Here is a 17127-nt window from a genome sequence, read left to right on the forward strand (position 1 = left end):
AAGATGCAAGAGGCGTGCCAGTTTATGAAAAATAAACTATCACGCTGAAATTATTCAGTAATTTTTATATTTTTGCGATGTGATTAAATTTTAATCAGTGTATTTTTTGTCTTCTGTTTGTGCAAAGCAAAAAATTCCGCGCTTGAAATTTGCGCAGCCTGCAAGACGAAACGTCAGTCACGCCTCTCCGGAAGACGGGGAAAATGGCGCGGATGTCCGCACCGTAAAGCCGCTCACATAGCCCTCAATGTCAGCGGGATCGAAAACGAAACCATCCACGAAACGGTCGCCCTCTTGCCTCCCTTCGATACGGATATCGGCATCGTCAGGTGCATTGGTCTCTCCCAGCGCCGCCCGATAAATATCCGGCCGATAGGCGGAAAGTGCTGCTTCCACGCCCGCTTGCGAAAATTCTGCTTGGCCCCAGCGGATCATCTGGCTGTAAATCCACAATGCCTGGCTTTGGCGCGGATAATTGGCATGGCCTCTGTGGAAAAGGAAATAATTGTCGATCACCCGGCGATTACCCTGGCTGTCGATGCTGAATTCACCTGATAGCACCCGGCGGATGATGCCTTCAGGCGCGCCAATGTAGCGAGGGTCGGCAAGAGCGGTGCTCAGATCGTCGTGATTTTCCGCAAGGTCGCACCAGCGAGCGGCCGCATCCAGCGCCGTCAGCAGCCGGCCGACCGTCTCCTGCTGGCTTTCCGCCCATTCGGGCCGCATGCCGATCACCTTTTCCGGCGCGGACGGCCACAGGTCCTGCTTGGCCGCAACGATCCTGCCGACGCCGCGCTCGGCGGCGACGATGTTCCAGGGCGCTCCGACGCAGAAGCCATCGATGGCGCCCGCCTCCAGTGCATCCGACGTCAAGGGCGGCGGCACCACCACCAGCTTGACATCGTGATCGGGGTGAATGCCGCCGGCTGCGAGCCAGTAGCGAAACTCGTAATTATGCGAGGAGAACGGATAGGTCATGCCAAGCGTCGGCGGCGCTTCGCCACGCGCCCGCATATCATCGAGCACCCGCTTCAAGGCCTTGGCGTTTTCAAGCGCTCCTGCCGTTTCAGACAGCCCCGTCAATGCCTTCATCCGCCCAAACAGCCGGGTCGAAAGCGTGATCGCATTGCCACCGCGCCCGAGCGAAAAAGGCGTGATCGTCGGTGACGGATTGGAACCGAGGCCGAGCATCGAGGCAACGGGCATGGGAGACAGCATATGGGCGATATCGAATTGTCGAAACGCCAGCCGGTCGCGCACATTCGCCCAGGACACGTCCTTGACGAGATCGAGTGACAGGCCTTCGCGCTCGGCAAATCCGAATTCGGCCGCCGCAACCAGAACGGAGGCGTCGACAAGCGGAATAAAACCCGCACGCAGAATTTTCTGCCGGTCACTGCTCACAATTGCCGGCGCGCCAGTCTCTACGCTATCCGATCCGGCCAATTTTCCCGGTGCCGCCATGTCATTCACTCCACACTGTCCGGCTGGTCTTTGTCACATCAATAGACCGGCCGCGGTGACCACGCTTTGCGCGATCTCGGAAATTTTCTTTTTCTCGTTCATTGCCGTTTGCCGCAAAAGCGCAAAGGCCTCCTCTTCGGAAAGGCCACGCATCTTCATCAGGATGCCCTTGGCGCGCTCGATGACCTTGCGTTCCTCCAGCGCCGATTTCGCCTCGGCAAGTTCCCGCTGCAGGCGGCTGAATGCATTAAAGCGGCTGACCGCCATATCGAGAATGGGTTTGACCCGCTCCTTCTTCAGCCCATCCACCACATAGGCGGAAACACCCGCCTCGACGGCCGCCTCGATAGACGCCGTGTCGGAACGATCGACGAACATGGCGATCGGCCGGCCGACTGTGCGGGTAAGCTGGAACAAATGCTCCATCATGTCGCGGTTGGGATTTTCAAGATCGATGAAGATGACATCGGGCTGCAGCATCTCGATGGTGCGCGCCACACCGTTCACTTCGTGGATAACGGTGACGCGATGATAGCCGGCCTCGCGCAGCCCCTCCTCGATGATGGAGGCGCGGATCGCGTTTTCGTCTATGACAAGAATGGTAAGGTCGCGAAGCGTCATGTCAGCATTGATGACGCAGTGCAGCAAACTTGGCAATCGGCTGCCGACGCAAAAATGAATGGAGGGACAAGGGGCTTTCTCTCCCTGCCGCCTGCCCTGTCAGGATGCGTGTTCGACGGCGCGTTCAAGCGCCTTCAAAACCGTGCGCTCGGAGAGATTGAGATAAATTTCCATCTCGTTGCCAGCCTCGGCCGCTTTGCCCTCTTCCATGAGCGATAGAATCTTGCTGTTCATGTCCACAAAGGGCGAATGAAGCTGCTCGGGATCTTTCAGCAGGCCGAAACAAAGCCTGAGCTCAGCAGCGATACGCTCGTAAAAATCGCTGAGGCGGGCGCTGTCCAGGAGATCGACCACCGCGGCGTGAAACTTCATGTTGGCACTGCCCACGCCCAGCCAGTCAGCCGTTTCACGCTTCACCTTGGCATCTTCGACCGCTGCGCGCATGGTCCGGATGGCCGGGTGCTTGTGCCAGGCCTGGCGCAGCGCGCCGCATTCCACCATGCGCCGCACACGGTAGATATCGATCACCGAAGCCATGGTGGGAACGGCAACGAACACGCCGCGATTGGCCTCGTGGCGCAACAACCCGTCCTTTGTCAGAAGCCGGAAGGCTTCTCGCAACGAATTGCGGGAGACATCGAAACGTTCACTGAAGGCTGCCTCTGAAAGGCGTTGCCCCGGCATCAGCTCGCCCGAAATCAGCAGGGTACGGATACCCTTGGCCAATCGGTCCGCAAGCGGCAGAGCCTCTATCGTTTCCGTCATGGCGCTCCTTTCCTAAGAGCAATGCGGCATCGGGAATTCCGTGACAGGCATGTTCGGACACGGCATGTTCTGCCCATAGCACAAAGCATTAGCAAAGCACGAAAAAAACGTGATTAAATCGCGGTCATTGCGTCCAACAAATAGACAAAATGAAAGAACGATAACTTTATATTGTTCAACAAAGTTGACAATTTCGCAGAACAGGACAAGATCGGCCGCATAAAGCATCCGCGAGGGGCGGATTGCGACAGGAGCGGAGAAAATCCATGGAGCAGAAAATGCCCACGCCCGCCGACCCGAATGCGGCGGCACAGAAGGCAAAAACCCAGCGATATGCCTTGCTTTCAGCCATGTTCTTGATGTCGATGTCAGCCGTAGGGCCTGGCTTCATCACTCAGACGGCGAATTTCACGGTTAAACTGGGCGCCGCATTCGCATTCGCCATTCTCATTTCCATCCTGATCGACTTTGTGGTGCAGGCCAATATCTGGCGTATCGTCACCATCACCCGCATGCGGGCGCCGGCCATCGCCAATGCCGCCATTCCGGGCTCGGGTTATCTGCTCGCCATCCTCGTCATCATCGGCGGCCTGTTCTTCAACGTCGGCAATATCGGCGGGGCCGGCCTTGGCTTTAACGCCATGATCGATCTCGACCCGAAGATCGGCGGCGCAATCGGCGCGCTGGCAGCCATCGGCATCTTCCTGTCGCGCCGGGCGGGTATCGCCATGGACCGCGTCGTTTTCGTGGCCGCCTTCGTCAAGCTCGCGCTGATCCTTTATGCGGCATATGTTTCCGGCCCGCCGGTGGCAGAAGCTTTCCGCCAGACCTTCCTGCCTGATACCATCGATTTCGTCACCATCACCACCATCGTCGGCGGCACCGTCGGCGGCTATATCACCTATGCCGGCGCACACCGCCTGCTGGACAAGGGCATGGTCGGCGTTGAAAATATCAGCGCGGTTAATCGCGCCGCACTCAGCGGTATCGCGATAACAGGCGTGCTGCGCTACATCCTGTTCCTTGCCATTCTCGGTGTCGTCGCAAGCGGCGTGATCATCGATCTCTCCGGCAAGGCGGCAAACCCGGCGGGCCAGGCGTTCCATGCCGCCGCCGGCAATATCGGCTACCGTCTGTTCGGTGCGGTGTTCCTCGCCTCTGCCATGACCAGCATCATCGGCGCGGCCTATACTTCCGTTTCCTTCCTGACGGCTTTCAAGCCGGAAATGACGGAACGCCAGCGCAATTTTGCTACCGTCGGCTTCATCGCCATCTCGCTGATCGCTTATATCATCATCACCACACCGCCCGCGGCCATGCTCGTCTTCGTCGGTGGCCTGAACGGTCTCGTTCTGCCGATCGGCCTTTCGATCTTCATGTATGCAGCATGGAAACGCGCCGACCTGATGCACGGTTATCATTACCCGCGCTGGCTGCTGATACTTGGTGTGCTGACCTGCGCACTCACCTGGTATATGGCCTATAAATCGGTCGGCGCGATCTTCGGCCTGCTCGGCTACTGACAATAAAGGGAGGCAAACATGGCCGCTATCGATCTCAACAGTGATCTTGGCGAAAGTTACGGCGCGTGGCGCATGGGTGATGACGAGGCGATGCTTGCCATCGTTTCCAGCGCCAATATCGCCTGCGGATTTCACGCAGGTGACCCGGCCGGCATCTACCGCACAGTCAAGGCCGCTGCCGAAAAAGGCGTGGTCGTCGGCGCCCATGTCTCCTATCCGGACCGCGTCGGCTTTGGCCGCCGCGATCTGGACGCAACCTCGGAAGAACTAATTGCCGATGTCATCTACCAGATCGGCGCGCTGAAAGGCGTTGCCGCCGCTGCCGGCACCACGGTGCGTTACGTCAAGCCGCATGGCGCGCTCTATAACCGCATCGCCAATGACGCAAAACAGGGACAGGCCGTCATTGATGGCATCAAGGCCATCGATCCATCGCTGGTCCTGATGGGCCTTGCCAATGCCCCCATCCTCGATCTAGCCCGCAAGGCGGGCCTTTCTGTCGTCGCTGAAGCTTTTGCCGACCGCGCTTATACGCCTGAAGGCCAGCTGGTGTCGCGCCGGGAAACCGGTGCGGTATTGCATGACGCGGCAAAAATCGCCGACCGTATGGTTCAGCTTGCCCGCGAAGGTACGCTGGAGGCGATCGATGGCAGCATCATAAAAATCGAAGCGCAATCTATCTGTGTGCATGGCGACAGCCCGGGCGCTGTCGCCATCGCTCAGGAAATCCGCCGTCGTTTCGAGGCTGATGGCATCGACATCCGCTCCTTCGCATCCGATCGCTGAAAGGGGTAGTCAATGACGATACCAACATCCTATCTCAACCATACCGACGCCGAAGTCGCCCGAAAGGCTCGCGCCACCTATCGCGACGGCCTCGTCGCCCCCACCTCCGGCATTGCGCCCGGCTTCACGCAGGCGAACATGATCGTGCTGCCGCGCGACTGGGCCTTCGATTTCTTGCTCTATGCGCAGCGCAATCCAAAACCTTGCCCGATGCTCGATGTCTCCGATCCCGGCTCGCCCACCACGCTTCTGGCGCCCGGCGCTGATCTGAGAACCGACTTGCCGCTTTACCGCATCTGGCGGGACGGCAAGCTTGCCGAGGAAACCGCCGATGCCACCGCCGCCTGGGCGGAGCGCGATGATCTCGTTGCCTTCCTGATCGGCTGCAGCTTCACCTTCGAAACGCCGATGGTGGAAGCGGGTATCGAAATCCGCCACATGACCGACAAGAGCAATGTGCCGATGTACCTCACCAACCGGCCCTGCCGCCCGGCCGGCCGGCTGAAGGGCAACATGGTTGTTTCGATGCGGCCGATCCCGGCATCACGCGTCGCCGATGCGGCCACCATTTCCGGACGTTTTCCGGCGGTGCATGGCGCACCCGTGCATGTCGGCGCGCCGGAAGAAATTGGCATCACCGACCTCGCAAAGCCTGATTTCGGCGATGCTGTTCGGATCGAACCGGGCGAAGTTCCGGTATTCTGGGCCTGTGGCGTGACCCCACAGGCCGCCGTGATGGCATCGGGTGTTCCCTTTGCCATTACCCATGCGCCGGGCCACATGTTCATCACCGATATTCCCGACACTGCCTATCACGCGTGAGGATATGATGCGTTTTCTCCCCGTCAGCCTCACCACAATCCTTGTCGAACTCGCCGATCTCGATGAAACGCTGGCGCTGTTCGCCTCGCTTCAGAACGATCCGGTCGAAGGCATTGAAGAGACGGTGCCGGCTGCCCGTACCCTGATGATCCGTTTCCGCCCTGAGAAAATCGATGCCGAAGCGCTGGCCGCGCGGCTGGCAAGTCGCGATCTCTCGGCAAAAATCGCGCCTTCGGACAATCTCGTGGAAATCCCCGTCCATTATAATGGCGAGGATCTCGCAGACGTTGCCGAACTGACCGGCATGAGCATCGACGAAGTCATTCGCCGTCATACCGAAAGTGAATTCACCGTGGCCTTCTGCGGGTTTGCGCCCGGTTTCGGTTATCTGGTCGGCGGCGATCCGGCCCTGCATGTGCCACGCCGGCAAAGCCCGCGCACCCGTATTCCCGCCGGCTCGGTGGCCTTGGCCGGCGCATTCAGCGGCGTCTATCCGCAGAACAGCCCCGGCGGCTGGCAGATCATCGGTACCACGCCGGTCAAGATGTGGGACATTGACCGCGACCCCGGCGCGCTTTTCCAGCCGGGCTATCGGGTGCGGTTCTTCGACATGGACAAGGCCGGTCGAACGGTGGATATCCCCGTCCCGGCCGCGCGCGGCTCCGAGAAGGCGCCGACAAAAGACGGTCCGCATTTCGAGGTGCTAACCGCGCCGATGCCCGCCATCTTCCAGGATCTTGGCCGTTTCGGCCAGACCGGGCAGGGTGTTTCCGCCTCCGGCGCTCTGGATCGCGGCGCGTTTAATGCCGCAAACCGCATCGTCGGCAATCCGGTCAACACGCCCTGTCTTGAACTGACGCTTGGCGGTTTCTCCTTCAAAAGCGCAAGCCGCACCGTCATCGGTATAACCGGTGCGCCCTGCCCCGTTACCATCACTACCGCGGATCGCAGTTTCGCGGCCAAGACCCCTGGTCTGGTCTCCCTCGAGCCCGGCGATATTGTTGCCTTCGGCCAGCCGCCGAAGGGAATGCGCTGTTATCTTGCCGTGCGCGGCGGTTTTGATGTCGCGCCGGTGCTCGGCAGTTTCGCAACGGATACACTGGCTGTTGTCGGCCCGGAACCCGTGGGTACAGGTGCAATCCTGCCGCTCAAGGGCGAGAAGTCTGGTCTTTCTAGCGTGTCGATCGATGAGGTTTCGGCCTTTGATCCTCCGGCAACCGGCGAGGTCGTGACACTGGATGTCGTTCTCGGCCCCCGCACCGACTGGTTCACGCAAAAGGGTATCGAGACCCTGACCGGCCAGCTCTGGCAGGTTACCCCGCAATCAAACCGCGTTGGCATCCGCCTTGCCGGCGACGTGGCGGTGGAACGTAAGGACAGCGCCGAATTGCCGAGCGAAGGCACAGCGACCGGGGCGATCCAGATTCCCCATAGCGGCCAGCCGGTTCTATTCCTTGCCGATCACCCCTTGACCGGCGGTTATCCCGTCATCGGCGCGGTAGCGGAATATCATCTCGATCTTGCCGGGCAAATCCCCGTCAACGCCAAAATCAAGTTCCGCCCGATCGGCCCCTTCGCCGAAATCGCGACCAAAAACACATAATTTCGAGGAGAAGAGCGATGAAAAAAGTGCTGATTGCCAATCGCGGCGAGATCGCCGTGCGCATCATCCGCGCATGTCGCGATTACGGCCTGCAATCGGTCGCCGTTTATGCCGATCCAGACCAGGATGCGCTTTTCGTCCGGCTGGCGGATGAGGCATATGCGCTGGAGGGCGTGCGCCCTGCCGAGACCTATCTCGATATCACCAAGCTGATCGCAATTGCCAAACGCGCCGGCGCCGATGCCGTGCATCCCGGTTACGGCTTCCTGTCCGAACGCGCCGAATTTGCGCAAGCTGTTCTCGATGCCGGACTGATCTGGATCGGTCCCGATCCTCACGTCATCGAAGCATTGGGAGACAAGGTCGAGGCGCGGCGCATCGCCACCGGCGTCGGCGCGCCGCTGGTTGCCGGCAGCGACGGCCCGGTTTCTTCCGCAGCCGAAGTCACTGCCTTTGCCGAAGAGTACGGCCTGCCCGTCGCGATCAAGGCGGCGCATGGCGGCGGCGGGCGCGGCCTTAAAGTGGCGTGGAAGATGGAGGAGATTGCCGATCTCTATGAATCCGCCGTGCGCGAGGCGACAGCCGCTTTTGGCCGTGGCGAGTGTTTTCTGGAACGCTTTCTCGACCGGCCACGCCACATCGAGGCACAGGTTATCGCTGACAAGCATGGCAATGTGCTGGTGCTCGGCACCCGCGACTGCTCGCTGCAGCGCCGGAACCAGAAACTGATCGAGGAGGCTCCTGCCCCCTTCCTGTCCGACGTGCAGCGCCGGAAAATCCATGACGCCGCCAAGGCAATCTGTGCCGCAGCCGGTTATTCCGGAGCCGGCACCGTCGAATTCCTGCTCGGCGTCGATGGCACGATTTCCTTCCTGGAGGTCAATACGCGCCTGCAGGTGGAACATCCCGTTACCGAAGAAACCACCGGCATCGATCTCGTCATTGAGCAGTTCCGTATTGCTGAAGGCCACAAGCTTCGTGTGCTTGAAACACCGGAACCGCGCGGCCACTCCATGGAATTCCGCATCAATGCCGAAGATCCCGGCCGCGGCTTTCTGCCGACGCCCGGCTCGATCTCGGTTTTCGATGCGCCCTCCGGCCCCGGCATTCGCATGGATAGCGGCGTTGTCAGTGGCTCCAGCGTGCCTGGTGTGTTCGATTCGCTGATGGCGAAGCTCATTGTTACCGGTATGGATCGCGATCAGGTTCTGCGTCGTGCCCGCCGCGCGCTCAAGGAATTCCGCATCGAGGGTATCGCCACCGTTCTGCCATTCCATCGCGCCGCGATCGAGACGGATGATTTCATCGGCACGGATGGTTTCAAGGTTCATACCCGCTGGATCGAGACCGATTTCGCCGCCATGCCCGACGCCATGGAGCGCCCCGCACCGGCCGATGATCCGTCGATAACCCGCACCTTTCTGGAAATCGACGGCAAGCGCGTCTCCGTCGGACTGCCGAGCCTGCTGCTATCAGGGCTTGGTGCCGTCAGCGGCGGGAATACGGCTGCTCCCGGTGCTGCGATCAAGGAAAAGGAAGGCGAAATCATTGCCCCCGTTTCCGGCACCCTGCAATCTTTCAAGGTGAAAGACGGTGATGTGGTTTCCGAAGGCGATCTGCTGGCCGTCATGGAAGCCATGAAGATGGAGACGCAAATTGTCGCCACCAAGGCCGGAAAAGTGCGCCTGATCGTCAAGGAAGGCGACTATCTGCAGGCGGGCGCAGCCCTCCTCGACATAGCCGGCTAATATACGTCGGACCTGCCGGCCTCACAATTGCAGATCGCGCATCTCCGGCGGCGGAACCCTTTCGCCGCCGGGCCGTTTATGGCGCGACCTGCTAACCATCGTGAGGGAAATATGGCCGGACGCACCTTGCTTCAATTCTTCCATTGGTATTATCCGGACGGAGGGAAATTATGGAGCGAGGTGGCCGAAAAGGCCGAAAGCCTTGCCAAAATGGGCATCACCGATATCTGGCTGCCACCGGCCTATAAAGGCGCTGCCGGTGGTTATTCGGTCGGGTACGATACGTACGATCTCTTTGACCTCGGCGAATTCGACCAGAAGGGCACCGTCGCCACCAAATACGGTGATCGCGCCGCCCTTGAACATGCCGGCCGGACACTGAAGGAAAACGGCATCCGTGTCATCCATGATGTGGTTCTCAACCACAAGATGGGGGCGGATGAGAAGGAGAAAGTTCGGGTTCGTCGCGTCAATCCCGAAGACCGCACTGATATTGACGACGAGGATTTTCAGGCGCTCGCCTATACCAAATTCACTTTTCCCGGGCGAAAAGGCGCACATTCCAAGTTCATCTGGGATTTGAAATGCTTCAGCGGTGTGGACCACATCGAGGAGCCGACCGAGGACGGTATTTTTCGTCTCGTCAACGAATATGGCGATGGCGAGTGGAACGAAGAGGTCGATCAGGAGAACGGCAATTTCGACTATCTGATGGGCGCTGACGTCGAGTTCAGAAATCGGGCGGTTTACGAGGAGCTCAAATATTGGGGCCGATGGCTCTCCGAGCAGGTGCAGGTCGATGGTTTCCGTCTGGATGCCGCCAAACATATTCCGGCATGGTTCTTCCGCGACTGGGTCGGCCATATGCGTGAGACTGTCGATCCCGATCTTTTTGTCGTGGCGGAATATTGGCATCCCGATATCGACGCGCTGAAAAGCTATCTCGAACTGGTCGACAAGCAGTTGATGCTTTTTGACGTCGCCCTTCACCATCGCTTCCACGACGCAGCAAAACAGGGTGGCGATTTCGACATGCGCAGCATCTTCGACGGCTCGCTGGTAGCGGCCGTTCCCGACCATGCCGTCACGCTGGTCGACAATCATGACACGCAGCCGCTGCAATCACTGGAAGCGCCGGTGGAACCCTGGTTCAAACCGTTGGCCTATGCGATCATTCTGCTGCGTGAAGAGGGCGTTCCCTGCGTCTTTTATCCGGATTTGTTCGGCACGAGTTACACCGACACCGGCAATGACGGCAACGAGCACAAAATCGACATTCCAGCGATCGAATGCCTGCCGAAGCTCATTGAGGCGCGCAGCCGTTTCGCCAACGGTTCGCAGACGGACATTCTCGATGATCCAAGCTGCATCGCCTTTATCCGCCACGGCACTGCCGATGCCCCGGGCTGCGTTGTGGTGATGTCGAATGGCGAACCGGCGGAAAAGCAGATTGATCTAGGACCGGACCATGCAGGCACGGTCTGGCGGGACTTTCTGGAGCATCGAGACGAAAAAATCACCCTCGACGATAGCGGCAGGGGCGTTTTCCCCACCAATGGCGGCAGCGTCAGCGTGTGGGTTTCAGCCGAAGCTGAGTGAGGGCAACCGCCAGGAAATATCCCTCATTCACCGGGTACGAGACGGCGCGGACCTGCGCCGTCATCGGCCAGGACATCGTTCGGATTGCGTAGCGGACAATCGTCCAAAGAAAGGCAACCGCAACCGATGCAGCCGGTAAGCTGGTCGCGCAGCATCACCAGATTGTTGATGCGAAGCTGAAGCATCTCCCGCCAGGACTGTGAGAACCGTCGCCAGTCCGCCGCCGTCGCTACCCGATCCTGTGGCAAATCCGCCATCGCATCCCTGATGATGCTGAGCTGGATACCGGCCCGCTGGGCGATGCGGATGATGGCTATACGCCGAAGGACGGCGCGATGATAACGGCGCTGATTACCGGCAGTACGCCAGCCCTCGATCAAGCCCTTTGCTTCGTAAAAATGGATGGTGGAAACCGCAACGCCGCTACGATGGGCAACCTCCCCCACCGTCAGGCTGTGCTTGAACACGGTACTTTCCATTCTGGCTCCTGTTTCCGGAACGATTTCCGCTCGGAAACGCGGAAACTCGTTGAAGAGCAGCCGGTATAATTCCTCAACTATAGTTGAGGTCAATAGGTGAATGGTCAAAAAAAGAGGCGCCCGGTGGGCGCCCCTTCAAATCCTGCAAACAAGGCGTGATCAGAACTTCGCCGTCATGCTGATCCAGAAGCGTCGGCCTTCCATGACAGTGTTGAAATCGTCAGTGCCGACATCCTTGTCGAAAACGTTGTAGACCGCAGCGTTAAGATCGACATTTTCGGCAACCGCATATTTCGCACCGATGTCGAGGGTGGTGTAGGCCTCATATTTGCGCCCGACCTTACCATTGATCGTCACCGGCGTACCATTGGTGCCGATACGCGGTCCGGCATTGATTTCCGATCCGTGATAGTTGATCGAGGCCCAGGCTTCGAGACCATCGATCGGTGTCACCCAGTCACCCCGCAGATTGGCCATATGCTCCGGTGTCCGCGCCAGCGGGAAACCTTCATAATCACCGGTTTTCTGTTCGGAATGTGTGTAGGTATAGTTACCACGCAGCGTCAGTTCCGGCGTGGCGTACCAGGTTGCGGTCAGCTCCACACCCTGAATCACCGCATCGTCGATATTGTAGTTATACCAGAGGCGATAATTGCGGTCCTCGCTCCAGCGGGCAGGCGTTCCATCCGGATTGAGCACCAGCGCGTTGGAAATCTTGTCCTTGAAATCGGTGTAGAAATAGGTAGCGCCAAGCGCGACATCACCATTGTCCCAGAGTGCGGCCACTTCGTAGCTCGTGCTCTTTTCCGCCTCCAGGCTCGGATCACCGATAATGACGCCGCAAGTGCCGCTCGGACCATAGGTGCAACCACCGCCGCCGGTCGTATAGGCATAACCCGGCGCGACCTGGCGGATTTCAGGCGCGCGGAAACCGGTGGAAATGCCGCCCTTGATGGTCAGCTCCTCCGTCGCACTCCAGACGCCGTAAAGACGCGGGCTGAAATGATTGCCGTATCTTTCGTGGTTATCCAGACGAAGACCGCCCGTCAGCGCGAAATTATCGACAATGCGCCATTCATCCTCGACAAAAAGCGCCCATTGCGTTGCCGAGAAGGTTTCGTCGCGGCCGGTACGGCGACCCGGATTCTGGTCCGTCAGCTGCGCCTCGAAATATTGACCGCCCGTAACCAGCGTGTGGTTGCCAAACAATTCAAAGGGCGTGGTGAACTTGCCGTCAAGAACGCTGTTGCGCACTTCCGGCGAGCGCGGATCTTCTGTCACGCGTCCCGTCCGGATGTCGCGGGTGAAATTGGTGCGCTCCGACCAGTCCTGCTGGAAGGAGAATTCCGATGTGGTCGGCCCCCAGCGGCCGGTATGCGACAGGGACCAATGATCACGCGTATTGGTGTTGTAGGTGCTGTTGAGTGTCGCCGCCGCCAGCGTATCACCGGGTTCGGCGCTGCGGCGAAGCCGCGTCTTGCCACCTTCGAGATAGATATCGTGGTCTTCATTCGGCGTAAACGTCAGACGGCCGTTGAAGTCATATTCCTTGGCGCCAGTGGTGCCGTTGAGGACGCTATCTTCGCCGCGTGTGAAGCCCCTGCCCCAGACCTGCAGGCCCAGCTGGTCCTTCAGGATCGGCCCATTGGCATACCAGGAGACCTGGCCGCTATTGCCGAATTTGGAATGCTGCTGAACCGTACCCTCGGTGGTGACGGAGCCGGACCAGACATCGCCGACCTTGCGGGTGATGATGTTGATGACGCCGCCCATCGCATCTGAACCATAAAGCGAGGACATCGGTCCACGCACGACCTCGATGCGCTCAATCGCCGAAACCGGCGGCACGAAGCTCTGTTCGAAACCGGAGTTACCGTTAGTGCGGGCATCGCGGGTGCTCTGCCGCTTGCCGTCAACGAGAATCAGCGTGTAAGCGCCGGGCAATCCGCGAATGAAAATATCCTTTTCATTGGCGATGCCGGTGACAGATACACCCTGCACTTCACGCAGAGCATCTGTCAGATCGCGATAGGATCCCTTTTCCAGATCCTCGCGCGTGACAACGGTGATGCTGGCAGGCGCATCCTTCACATTCTGCTCGAAGCCGGATGCGGTGACGACGATCTGCTGGAGAACCGTCGTTCCATCGGATGCCTGCTGCGCATAAACGGGCAGAGCAAAGCCCAGCGCCGTTCCGGCCGTTGCTGCCGCAAGACCGGCCTTTATTATTGTCGCAGCGTTGTTCCGGCCGCGGTACTTCAATTCCATGTTACGCCCCCGCATTTAACTTGAGAATTTAACCCCACTTATTTAGGAGGGAGTGCGGGCGCAATGCGTTTGTTTTCGAACCATTCTAAATTCCAGAAATTGCAAAAAGGGCTCCTCCACTCAGCGGCGGAGTAAAAAAATCGCAAGATGACAACCGGCAAGAGAAAAGAACAATCAGCTTCCCCGACAAAGCCAGACAGGCTTGGACAGCTGAAATTACTTGTCGCTTTCGACGCGTTGCTGCGGGAAGGCAGTGTCAGCCGAGCCGCGGCCGGTATGGGAATGCCTGTTTCCTCGATGAGCCGCATATTGCAGCAGCTGCGGGAGAAATACGGAGACCAGCTGTTTTTACGCACCGGCCAGGGCCTGCGTCCGACCCCCTTTGCCGAGAACATGCGGTTGCGGATCCGCTCGCTGGCAGCGGAAGCGGATAACCTGATCGATTACTCACGGGAGAAACCGGAACTACCCGCCGCTGCCAATAAAAGTGGCTGGGAACGGCCGGTGCTGATGAAGGCGCCACCGCTTTCACTTCGCCCGAGCGTTGTGCTGGAAGGCCAGCCGACACCGGAAAACATCGCTGATCGTCTCGCCCGTATTGGCCACAATGCCGATCCGCAGCAGCGGCTTGCCAAATATATCGCGACCTCGGCAATGGGCATCGGCAATAGCCGCCCGCTCAGCCAGGAGGAGGCGATGGATGCGCTGGCGATCATTCTCGACGGCAATGCCGATCCGATCCAAATCGGGGCGCTGCTTGCAACCATGCATTATCGCGGTGGGACCGCAGCGGAGCTTGCCGGTTTCATTGAAGCCATGTGGCAGCATATAGAAAGAGACCGGCAGCGGCCTGCCGCCGTTGATCTCGACTGGCCGGCCTATATGTCGCCCAAACATCGTGACGCACCCTGGTTCCTGCATTCCGCCCGCCTCGTTTCCATGGCGGGATACAGCGTTTTGTTGCACGGCCATGTGGGTCAGGGAGAAAATGGCGGCAAGCTCGAACTTGCAGCTGAAGCCTGTGGAATTCCCCTCTGCCATTCCCTTTCGCAGGCGGCCGAGGCCACAGCCTCGGAACGGATCGCCTATTTGCCGATTGGCGGCCTGTCTCTGCAGTTCCAGAGCCTGCTTGGCCTGCACGGCATTCTGGAAATGCGCCTGCCGCTCAATACGGTCGTGCATCTTCTCAATCCGCTGCGCGCCAGAAGCGCCATCATCGGTGTCGCCCGCCCCTCCTACCAGGAGCTTCACCGCGACACTGCGCGGCTGCTTTCGGTGGAAAACCTCGCCATTCTCGGCAATACGCGGGATTTTGCGCAATTCACACCGTTTCGCAGCACCCGGATTTTTGGCCTTTCCAAAGGCAAGGATGTGGAATTCGTCATTCCAGCCCGCGAAACGCCACCCGCCGAAATGCCGACCATGTTCACCACCTTCGAATATTGGCGGGCAGTCTGGACGGGGGCAGCCAGAGACGAAAGGGCGGAAACCACCATCATCTCCACGGCTGCAATCGCGCTGATGCTGGTCACCGACATGACCATGCTATTTGAAGAGGCCTATGCCCGCAGCCTGCGGCTGTGGCACGACCGGGCGCGTAATTTCGTCAATGTCTGAAAGCTCGGGGCCTGAAAGCTCAGGCGTTGGCGACTGATTTTTTCAGTGCCAGATACTCCCACACGGCAACGAGCAGCAGGACGCCCGTGCTTGCCAGTTGCAGAATATAAAGCGGTATGCCCGGCACCGGCAAAAGCAGGCAGAGCGCCACCAAACCGGCAAAATGCGAGACGGGCCGCTGGTAAGTGGCGGCAATCTTGACACCGATATTACCGGCCAGAAACAAAACCGGGCCGCCAAGAATAGCGATGGCCTCCCTCAACGTTGCGTCCTCCCGGGCGTGGGAAAGGCTGAAATCCTCTCCCACAGCCGTCAGGATAATGCCCGCCACGATGGGCAGGTGGCCATAGTTGAAAAGATTATGGGCGATCTTCGCTTTCTCTTCGGCGTTCTCAGCCTTTCTGGACGCTTCCTCCTGCCCGTGATGGAAATAAATCCACCACATCACTACGGTGCTGACGAAGGCCGAGCAGAAAACAATGAATGTTAGGGTCGAATTCATATATTCGGTGGCCGTGCGGCCGGTGGTGAGAATGGTTTCGCCAAGGCAGATGATCACGAACAGAGCACAGCGCTCCGCCAGGTGTTCGCCGGAAAGATGCAGCCGGTCCTCGTCGCTGGATGCCACACCCGGCACCACATAACGGCAGGCCGGCCCCGCATATTCGATCGCCAATGCCACACCCCACAGGAGAATACGGTCCGTTAGATCGAGCAGCCCGCCGGCCAGCCAGAACAGGCTTGATATGACGAGCCAGATCGTCACGCGCACGAAAACCAGAAACGACTGCCGGTCTTCTCCCTTGAAAGCATAGAGCGCAAAAAGGCTCCGCCCCACCTGCATGGTGCTGTAGATGAGGGCGAAAACGAACCCCTGTTCCGCAAAAGCTTCCGGCAGAGCGATGGCCAGCAGAACCCCACCGAACATCAGGACAAAGAGGAGAATCCGGACCGGCTCCTTTTCCGTATTCAGCAGATTGGTGATCCAGGTGGTGTGTATCCACAGCCACCATAACGACAATATCAGAATGCCTGCCTCAAGCGCAGCCGTTGGCCCGAAATCCTTTGCCAATGCATGCGAGAGCTGGATGAGTGCGAAGACAAAAACCAGATCAAAAAACAGCTCGGGGAAAGTCGCCTTTTCAGCGTCCTGTCCTTCCCGCCTGATCCAGCTTTCCGCAGCCGGCGTGCACCCGGAGATCTTTGTTTCAGTTCCCATTCTGCTTCTGCGCCTGTTCGTGAACTATAAAGTCGCTGCCCCTCTCATCGTTGTGAGAGATCAGCGTCCACGCCAGATGTATCTAGGCTCGAAGTTCGTCCGGGAAACTCGAGCGCGCGCGCACTGTCTGGATAAAAGCGCGGCCCTACCATTCTTATCTTCCTGCCCAGGACGTCCGTAATATAATCGGGTGCGGCAGATGCCTCAGAGAATGTGACGTTCCGGGCATTATCATGCTCCAGCGTGCTGACCTCGATGGGCTGGGCAACTACCGGCAGCGCCGTCACGCAGATGAAGGCAGCGGCGAGAAAAATGGACTTGGGCAACATCGGTCTATCCCTGGCGTAATTATTTGCGCCATAAACAGCCTGCACCCGTTTTTGTTCCGACGCTGTCAGGCCTCTCCGTCGAGATAGCTGCGATATTGCACATAATCAGCGCTTGGCTGCCCATCGACTATTTCAGGCGGCCGGCCCAAGCCTCCAGTCAGATAGCCCGCACCTTCGAGCTCCGCTTTCAAGAGCTTCTCAATCGCCAGGTGCCGGGGCAAGGCATTGTCCGCCATATAAAGAGCAACGGCCAGCTCCATATCGTCTGGGAAAACCATGAGCGC

At 59.0% G+C, this 17127-nt stretch carries 15 protein-coding genes; 7 read left to right on the forward strand and 8 right to left on the reverse strand.

Annotated features, from left to right (window positions below; translation table 11 throughout):
- Positions 1-177: 177 nt before the first annotated feature.
- The 3 genes from PL640_RS11775 to PL640_RS11785 form a co-directional block, all read right to left on the reverse strand.
- Entirely contained in the window at positions 178-1464 is a 1287-nt protein-coding gene (locus PL640_RS11775; protein WP_271362042.1) for a CmpA/NrtA family ABC transporter substrate-binding protein, read from the reverse strand.
- Between the two features lie 33 nt (positions 1465-1497).
- Positions 1498-2085 (reverse strand): ANTAR domain-containing response regulator, encoded by a 588-nt coding sequence (locus PL640_RS11780; RefSeq protein WP_271362044.1) that lies wholly within the window; start codon positions 2083-2085, stop codon positions 1498-1500.
- Between the two features lie 99 nt (positions 2086-2184).
- Entirely contained in the window at positions 2185-2850 is a 666-nt protein-coding gene (locus PL640_RS11785; protein ID WP_142841730.1) for a GntR family transcriptional regulator, read from the reverse strand.
- A 266-nt stretch (positions 2851-3116) separates the two neighbouring features.
- On the opposite strand from PL640_RS11785, the gene PL640_RS11790 reads away from it, so the two are divergent.
- From PL640_RS11790 to amyA, 6 genes are all read left to right on the forward strand, one after another.
- Positions 3117-4373 carry an NRAMP family divalent metal transporter gene (locus PL640_RS11790; protein WP_142841731.1) on the forward strand — a complete coding sequence of 419 codons (1257 nt, stop codon included), beginning with the start codon at positions 3117-3119 and terminating at the stop codon, positions 4371-4373.
- An 18-nt stretch (positions 4374-4391) separates the two neighbouring features.
- A complete protein-coding gene (locus PL640_RS11795; RefSeq protein WP_271362045.1) occupies positions 4392-5159 on the forward strand; it encodes a LamB/YcsF family protein in 768 nt (255 codons plus the stop codon).
- A 12-nt stretch (positions 5160-5171) separates the two neighbouring features.
- Positions 5172-5981 (forward strand): putative hydro-lyase, encoded by an 810-nt coding sequence (locus tag PL640_RS11800; RefSeq protein WP_271362046.1) that lies wholly within the window; start codon positions 5172-5174, stop codon positions 5979-5981.
- A 7-nt stretch (positions 5982-5988) separates the two neighbouring features.
- Positions 5989-7584, forward strand: a complete 1596-nt coding sequence (locus PL640_RS11805) for a 5-oxoprolinase/urea amidolyase family protein (protein ID WP_271362047.1) — start codon at positions 5989-5991, stop codon at positions 7582-7584.
- Positions 7585-7601: 17 nt separating this feature from the next.
- Positions 7602-9332, forward strand: coding sequence for an acetyl/propionyl/methylcrotonyl-CoA carboxylase subunit alpha (locus PL640_RS11810; RefSeq protein WP_271362048.1), 1731 nt, complete (start codon positions 7602-7604; stop codon positions 9330-9332).
- 111 nt (positions 9333-9443) lie between these two features.
- A complete protein-coding gene (gene amyA / locus PL640_RS11815; protein WP_271362049.1) occupies positions 9444-10931 on the forward strand; it encodes an alpha-amylase in 1488 nt (495 codons plus the stop codon).
- A 23-nt stretch (positions 10932-10954) separates the two neighbouring features.
- On the opposite strand, the gene soxR is transcribed toward amyA, so the two are convergent.
- Both soxR and PL640_RS11825 read right to left on the reverse strand, forming a co-directional pair.
- Positions 10955-11410 carry a redox-sensitive transcriptional activator SoxR gene (gene soxR / locus PL640_RS11820; protein ID WP_142841737.1) on the reverse strand — a complete coding sequence of 152 codons (456 nt, stop codon included), beginning with the start codon at positions 11408-11410 and terminating at the stop codon, positions 10955-10957.
- 159 nt (positions 11411-11569) lie between these two features.
- Positions 11570-13678: a TonB-dependent receptor plug domain-containing protein gene (locus tag PL640_RS11825; RefSeq protein ID WP_271362051.1), complete on the reverse strand. Its 2109-nt coding sequence runs from the start codon at positions 13676-13678 to the stop codon at positions 11570-11572.
- Positions 13679-13825: 147 nt separating this feature from the next.
- On the opposite strand from PL640_RS11825, the gene PL640_RS11830 reads away from it, so the two are divergent.
- Entirely contained in the window at positions 13826-15295 is a 1470-nt protein-coding gene (locus PL640_RS11830; RefSeq protein WP_271362053.1) for a glycosyl transferase family protein, read from the forward strand.
- Between the two features lie 19 nt (positions 15296-15314).
- Here PL640_RS11830 and PL640_RS11835 read toward each other — a convergent pair whose 3' ends face one another.
- The 3 genes from PL640_RS11835 to PL640_RS11845 all read right to left on the reverse strand — a co-directional run bounded on the left by PL640_RS11835 (position 15315) and on the right by PL640_RS11845 (position 17121).
- Complete coding sequence (locus tag PL640_RS11835; RefSeq protein ID WP_271362054.1) at positions 15315-16514, reverse strand: low temperature requirement protein A; 1200 nt, start codon at positions 16512-16514, stop codon at positions 15315-15317.
- A gap of 44 nt (positions 16515-16558) precedes the next feature.
- Positions 16559-16843: a hypothetical protein gene (locus tag PL640_RS11840; RefSeq protein ID WP_271362056.1), complete on the reverse strand. Its 285-nt coding sequence runs from the start codon at positions 16841-16843 to the stop codon at positions 16559-16561.
- Positions 16844-16908: 65 nt separating this feature from the next.
- Positions 16909-17121 (reverse strand): hypothetical protein, encoded by a 213-nt coding sequence (locus tag PL640_RS11845; protein ID WP_271362058.1) that lies wholly within the window; start codon positions 17119-17121, stop codon positions 16909-16911.
- Between the last annotated feature and the right edge of the window lie 6 nt (positions 17122-17127).

This window comes from Agrobacterium sp. ST15.16.024, assembly GCF_027956545.1.
Taxonomy (GTDB): domain Bacteria; phylum Pseudomonadota; class Alphaproteobacteria; order Rhizobiales; family Rhizobiaceae; genus Agrobacterium; species Agrobacterium cucumeris.

Coding starts and splice junctions, on each gene's coding strand:
- PL640_RS11790 (WP_142841731.1), top strand. CDS start 3,117: ATGGAGCAGAAAATGCCCACGCCCGCCGACCCGAATGCGGCGGCACAG.
- PL640_RS11795 (WP_271362045.1), top strand. CDS start 4,392: ATGGCCGCTATCGATCTCAACAGTGATCTTGGCGAAAGTTACGGCGCG.
- PL640_RS11825 (WP_271362051.1), bottom strand. CDS start 13,678: ATGGAATTGAAGTACCGCGGCCGGAACAACGCTGCGACAATAATAAAG.
- PL640_RS11775 (WP_271362042.1), bottom strand. CDS start 1,464: ATGGCGGCACCGGGAAAATTGGCCGGATCGGATAGCGTAGAGACTGGC.
- PL640_RS11830 (WP_271362053.1), top strand. CDS start 13,826: ATGACAACCGGCAAGAGAAAAGAACAATCAGCTTCCCCGACAAAGCCA.
- soxR (WP_142841737.1), bottom strand. CDS start 11,410: ATGGAAAGTACCGTGTTCAAGCACAGCCTGACGGTGGGGGAGGTTGCC.
- PL640_RS11810 (WP_271362048.1), top strand. CDS start 7,602: ATGAAAAAAGTGCTGATTGCCAATCGCGGCGAGATCGCCGTGCGCATC.
- PL640_RS11780 (WP_271362044.1), bottom strand. CDS start 2,085: ATGACGCTTCGCGACCTTACCATTCTTGTCATAGACGAAAACGCGATC.
- PL640_RS11840 (WP_271362056.1), bottom strand. CDS start 16,843: ATGTTGCCCAAGTCCATTTTTCTCGCCGCTGCCTTCATCTGCGTGACG.
- PL640_RS11835 (WP_271362054.1), bottom strand. CDS start 16,514: ATGGGAACTGAAACAAAGATCTCCGGGTGCACGCCGGCTGCGGAAAGC.
- PL640_RS11805 (WP_271362047.1), top strand. CDS start 5,989: ATGCGTTTTCTCCCCGTCAGCCTCACCACAATCCTTGTCGAACTCGCC.
- PL640_RS11800 (WP_271362046.1), top strand. CDS start 5,172: ATGACGATACCAACATCCTATCTCAACCATACCGACGCCGAAGTCGCC.
- PL640_RS11845 (WP_271362058.1), bottom strand. CDS start 17,121: ATGGTTTTCCCAGACGATATGGAGCTGGCCGTTGCTCTTTATATGGCG.
- amyA (WP_271362049.1), top strand. CDS start 9,444: ATGGCCGGACGCACCTTGCTTCAATTCTTCCATTGGTATTATCCGGAC.
- PL640_RS11785 (WP_142841730.1), bottom strand. CDS start 2,850: ATGACGGAAACGATAGAGGCTCTGCCGCTTGCGGACCGATTGGCCAAG.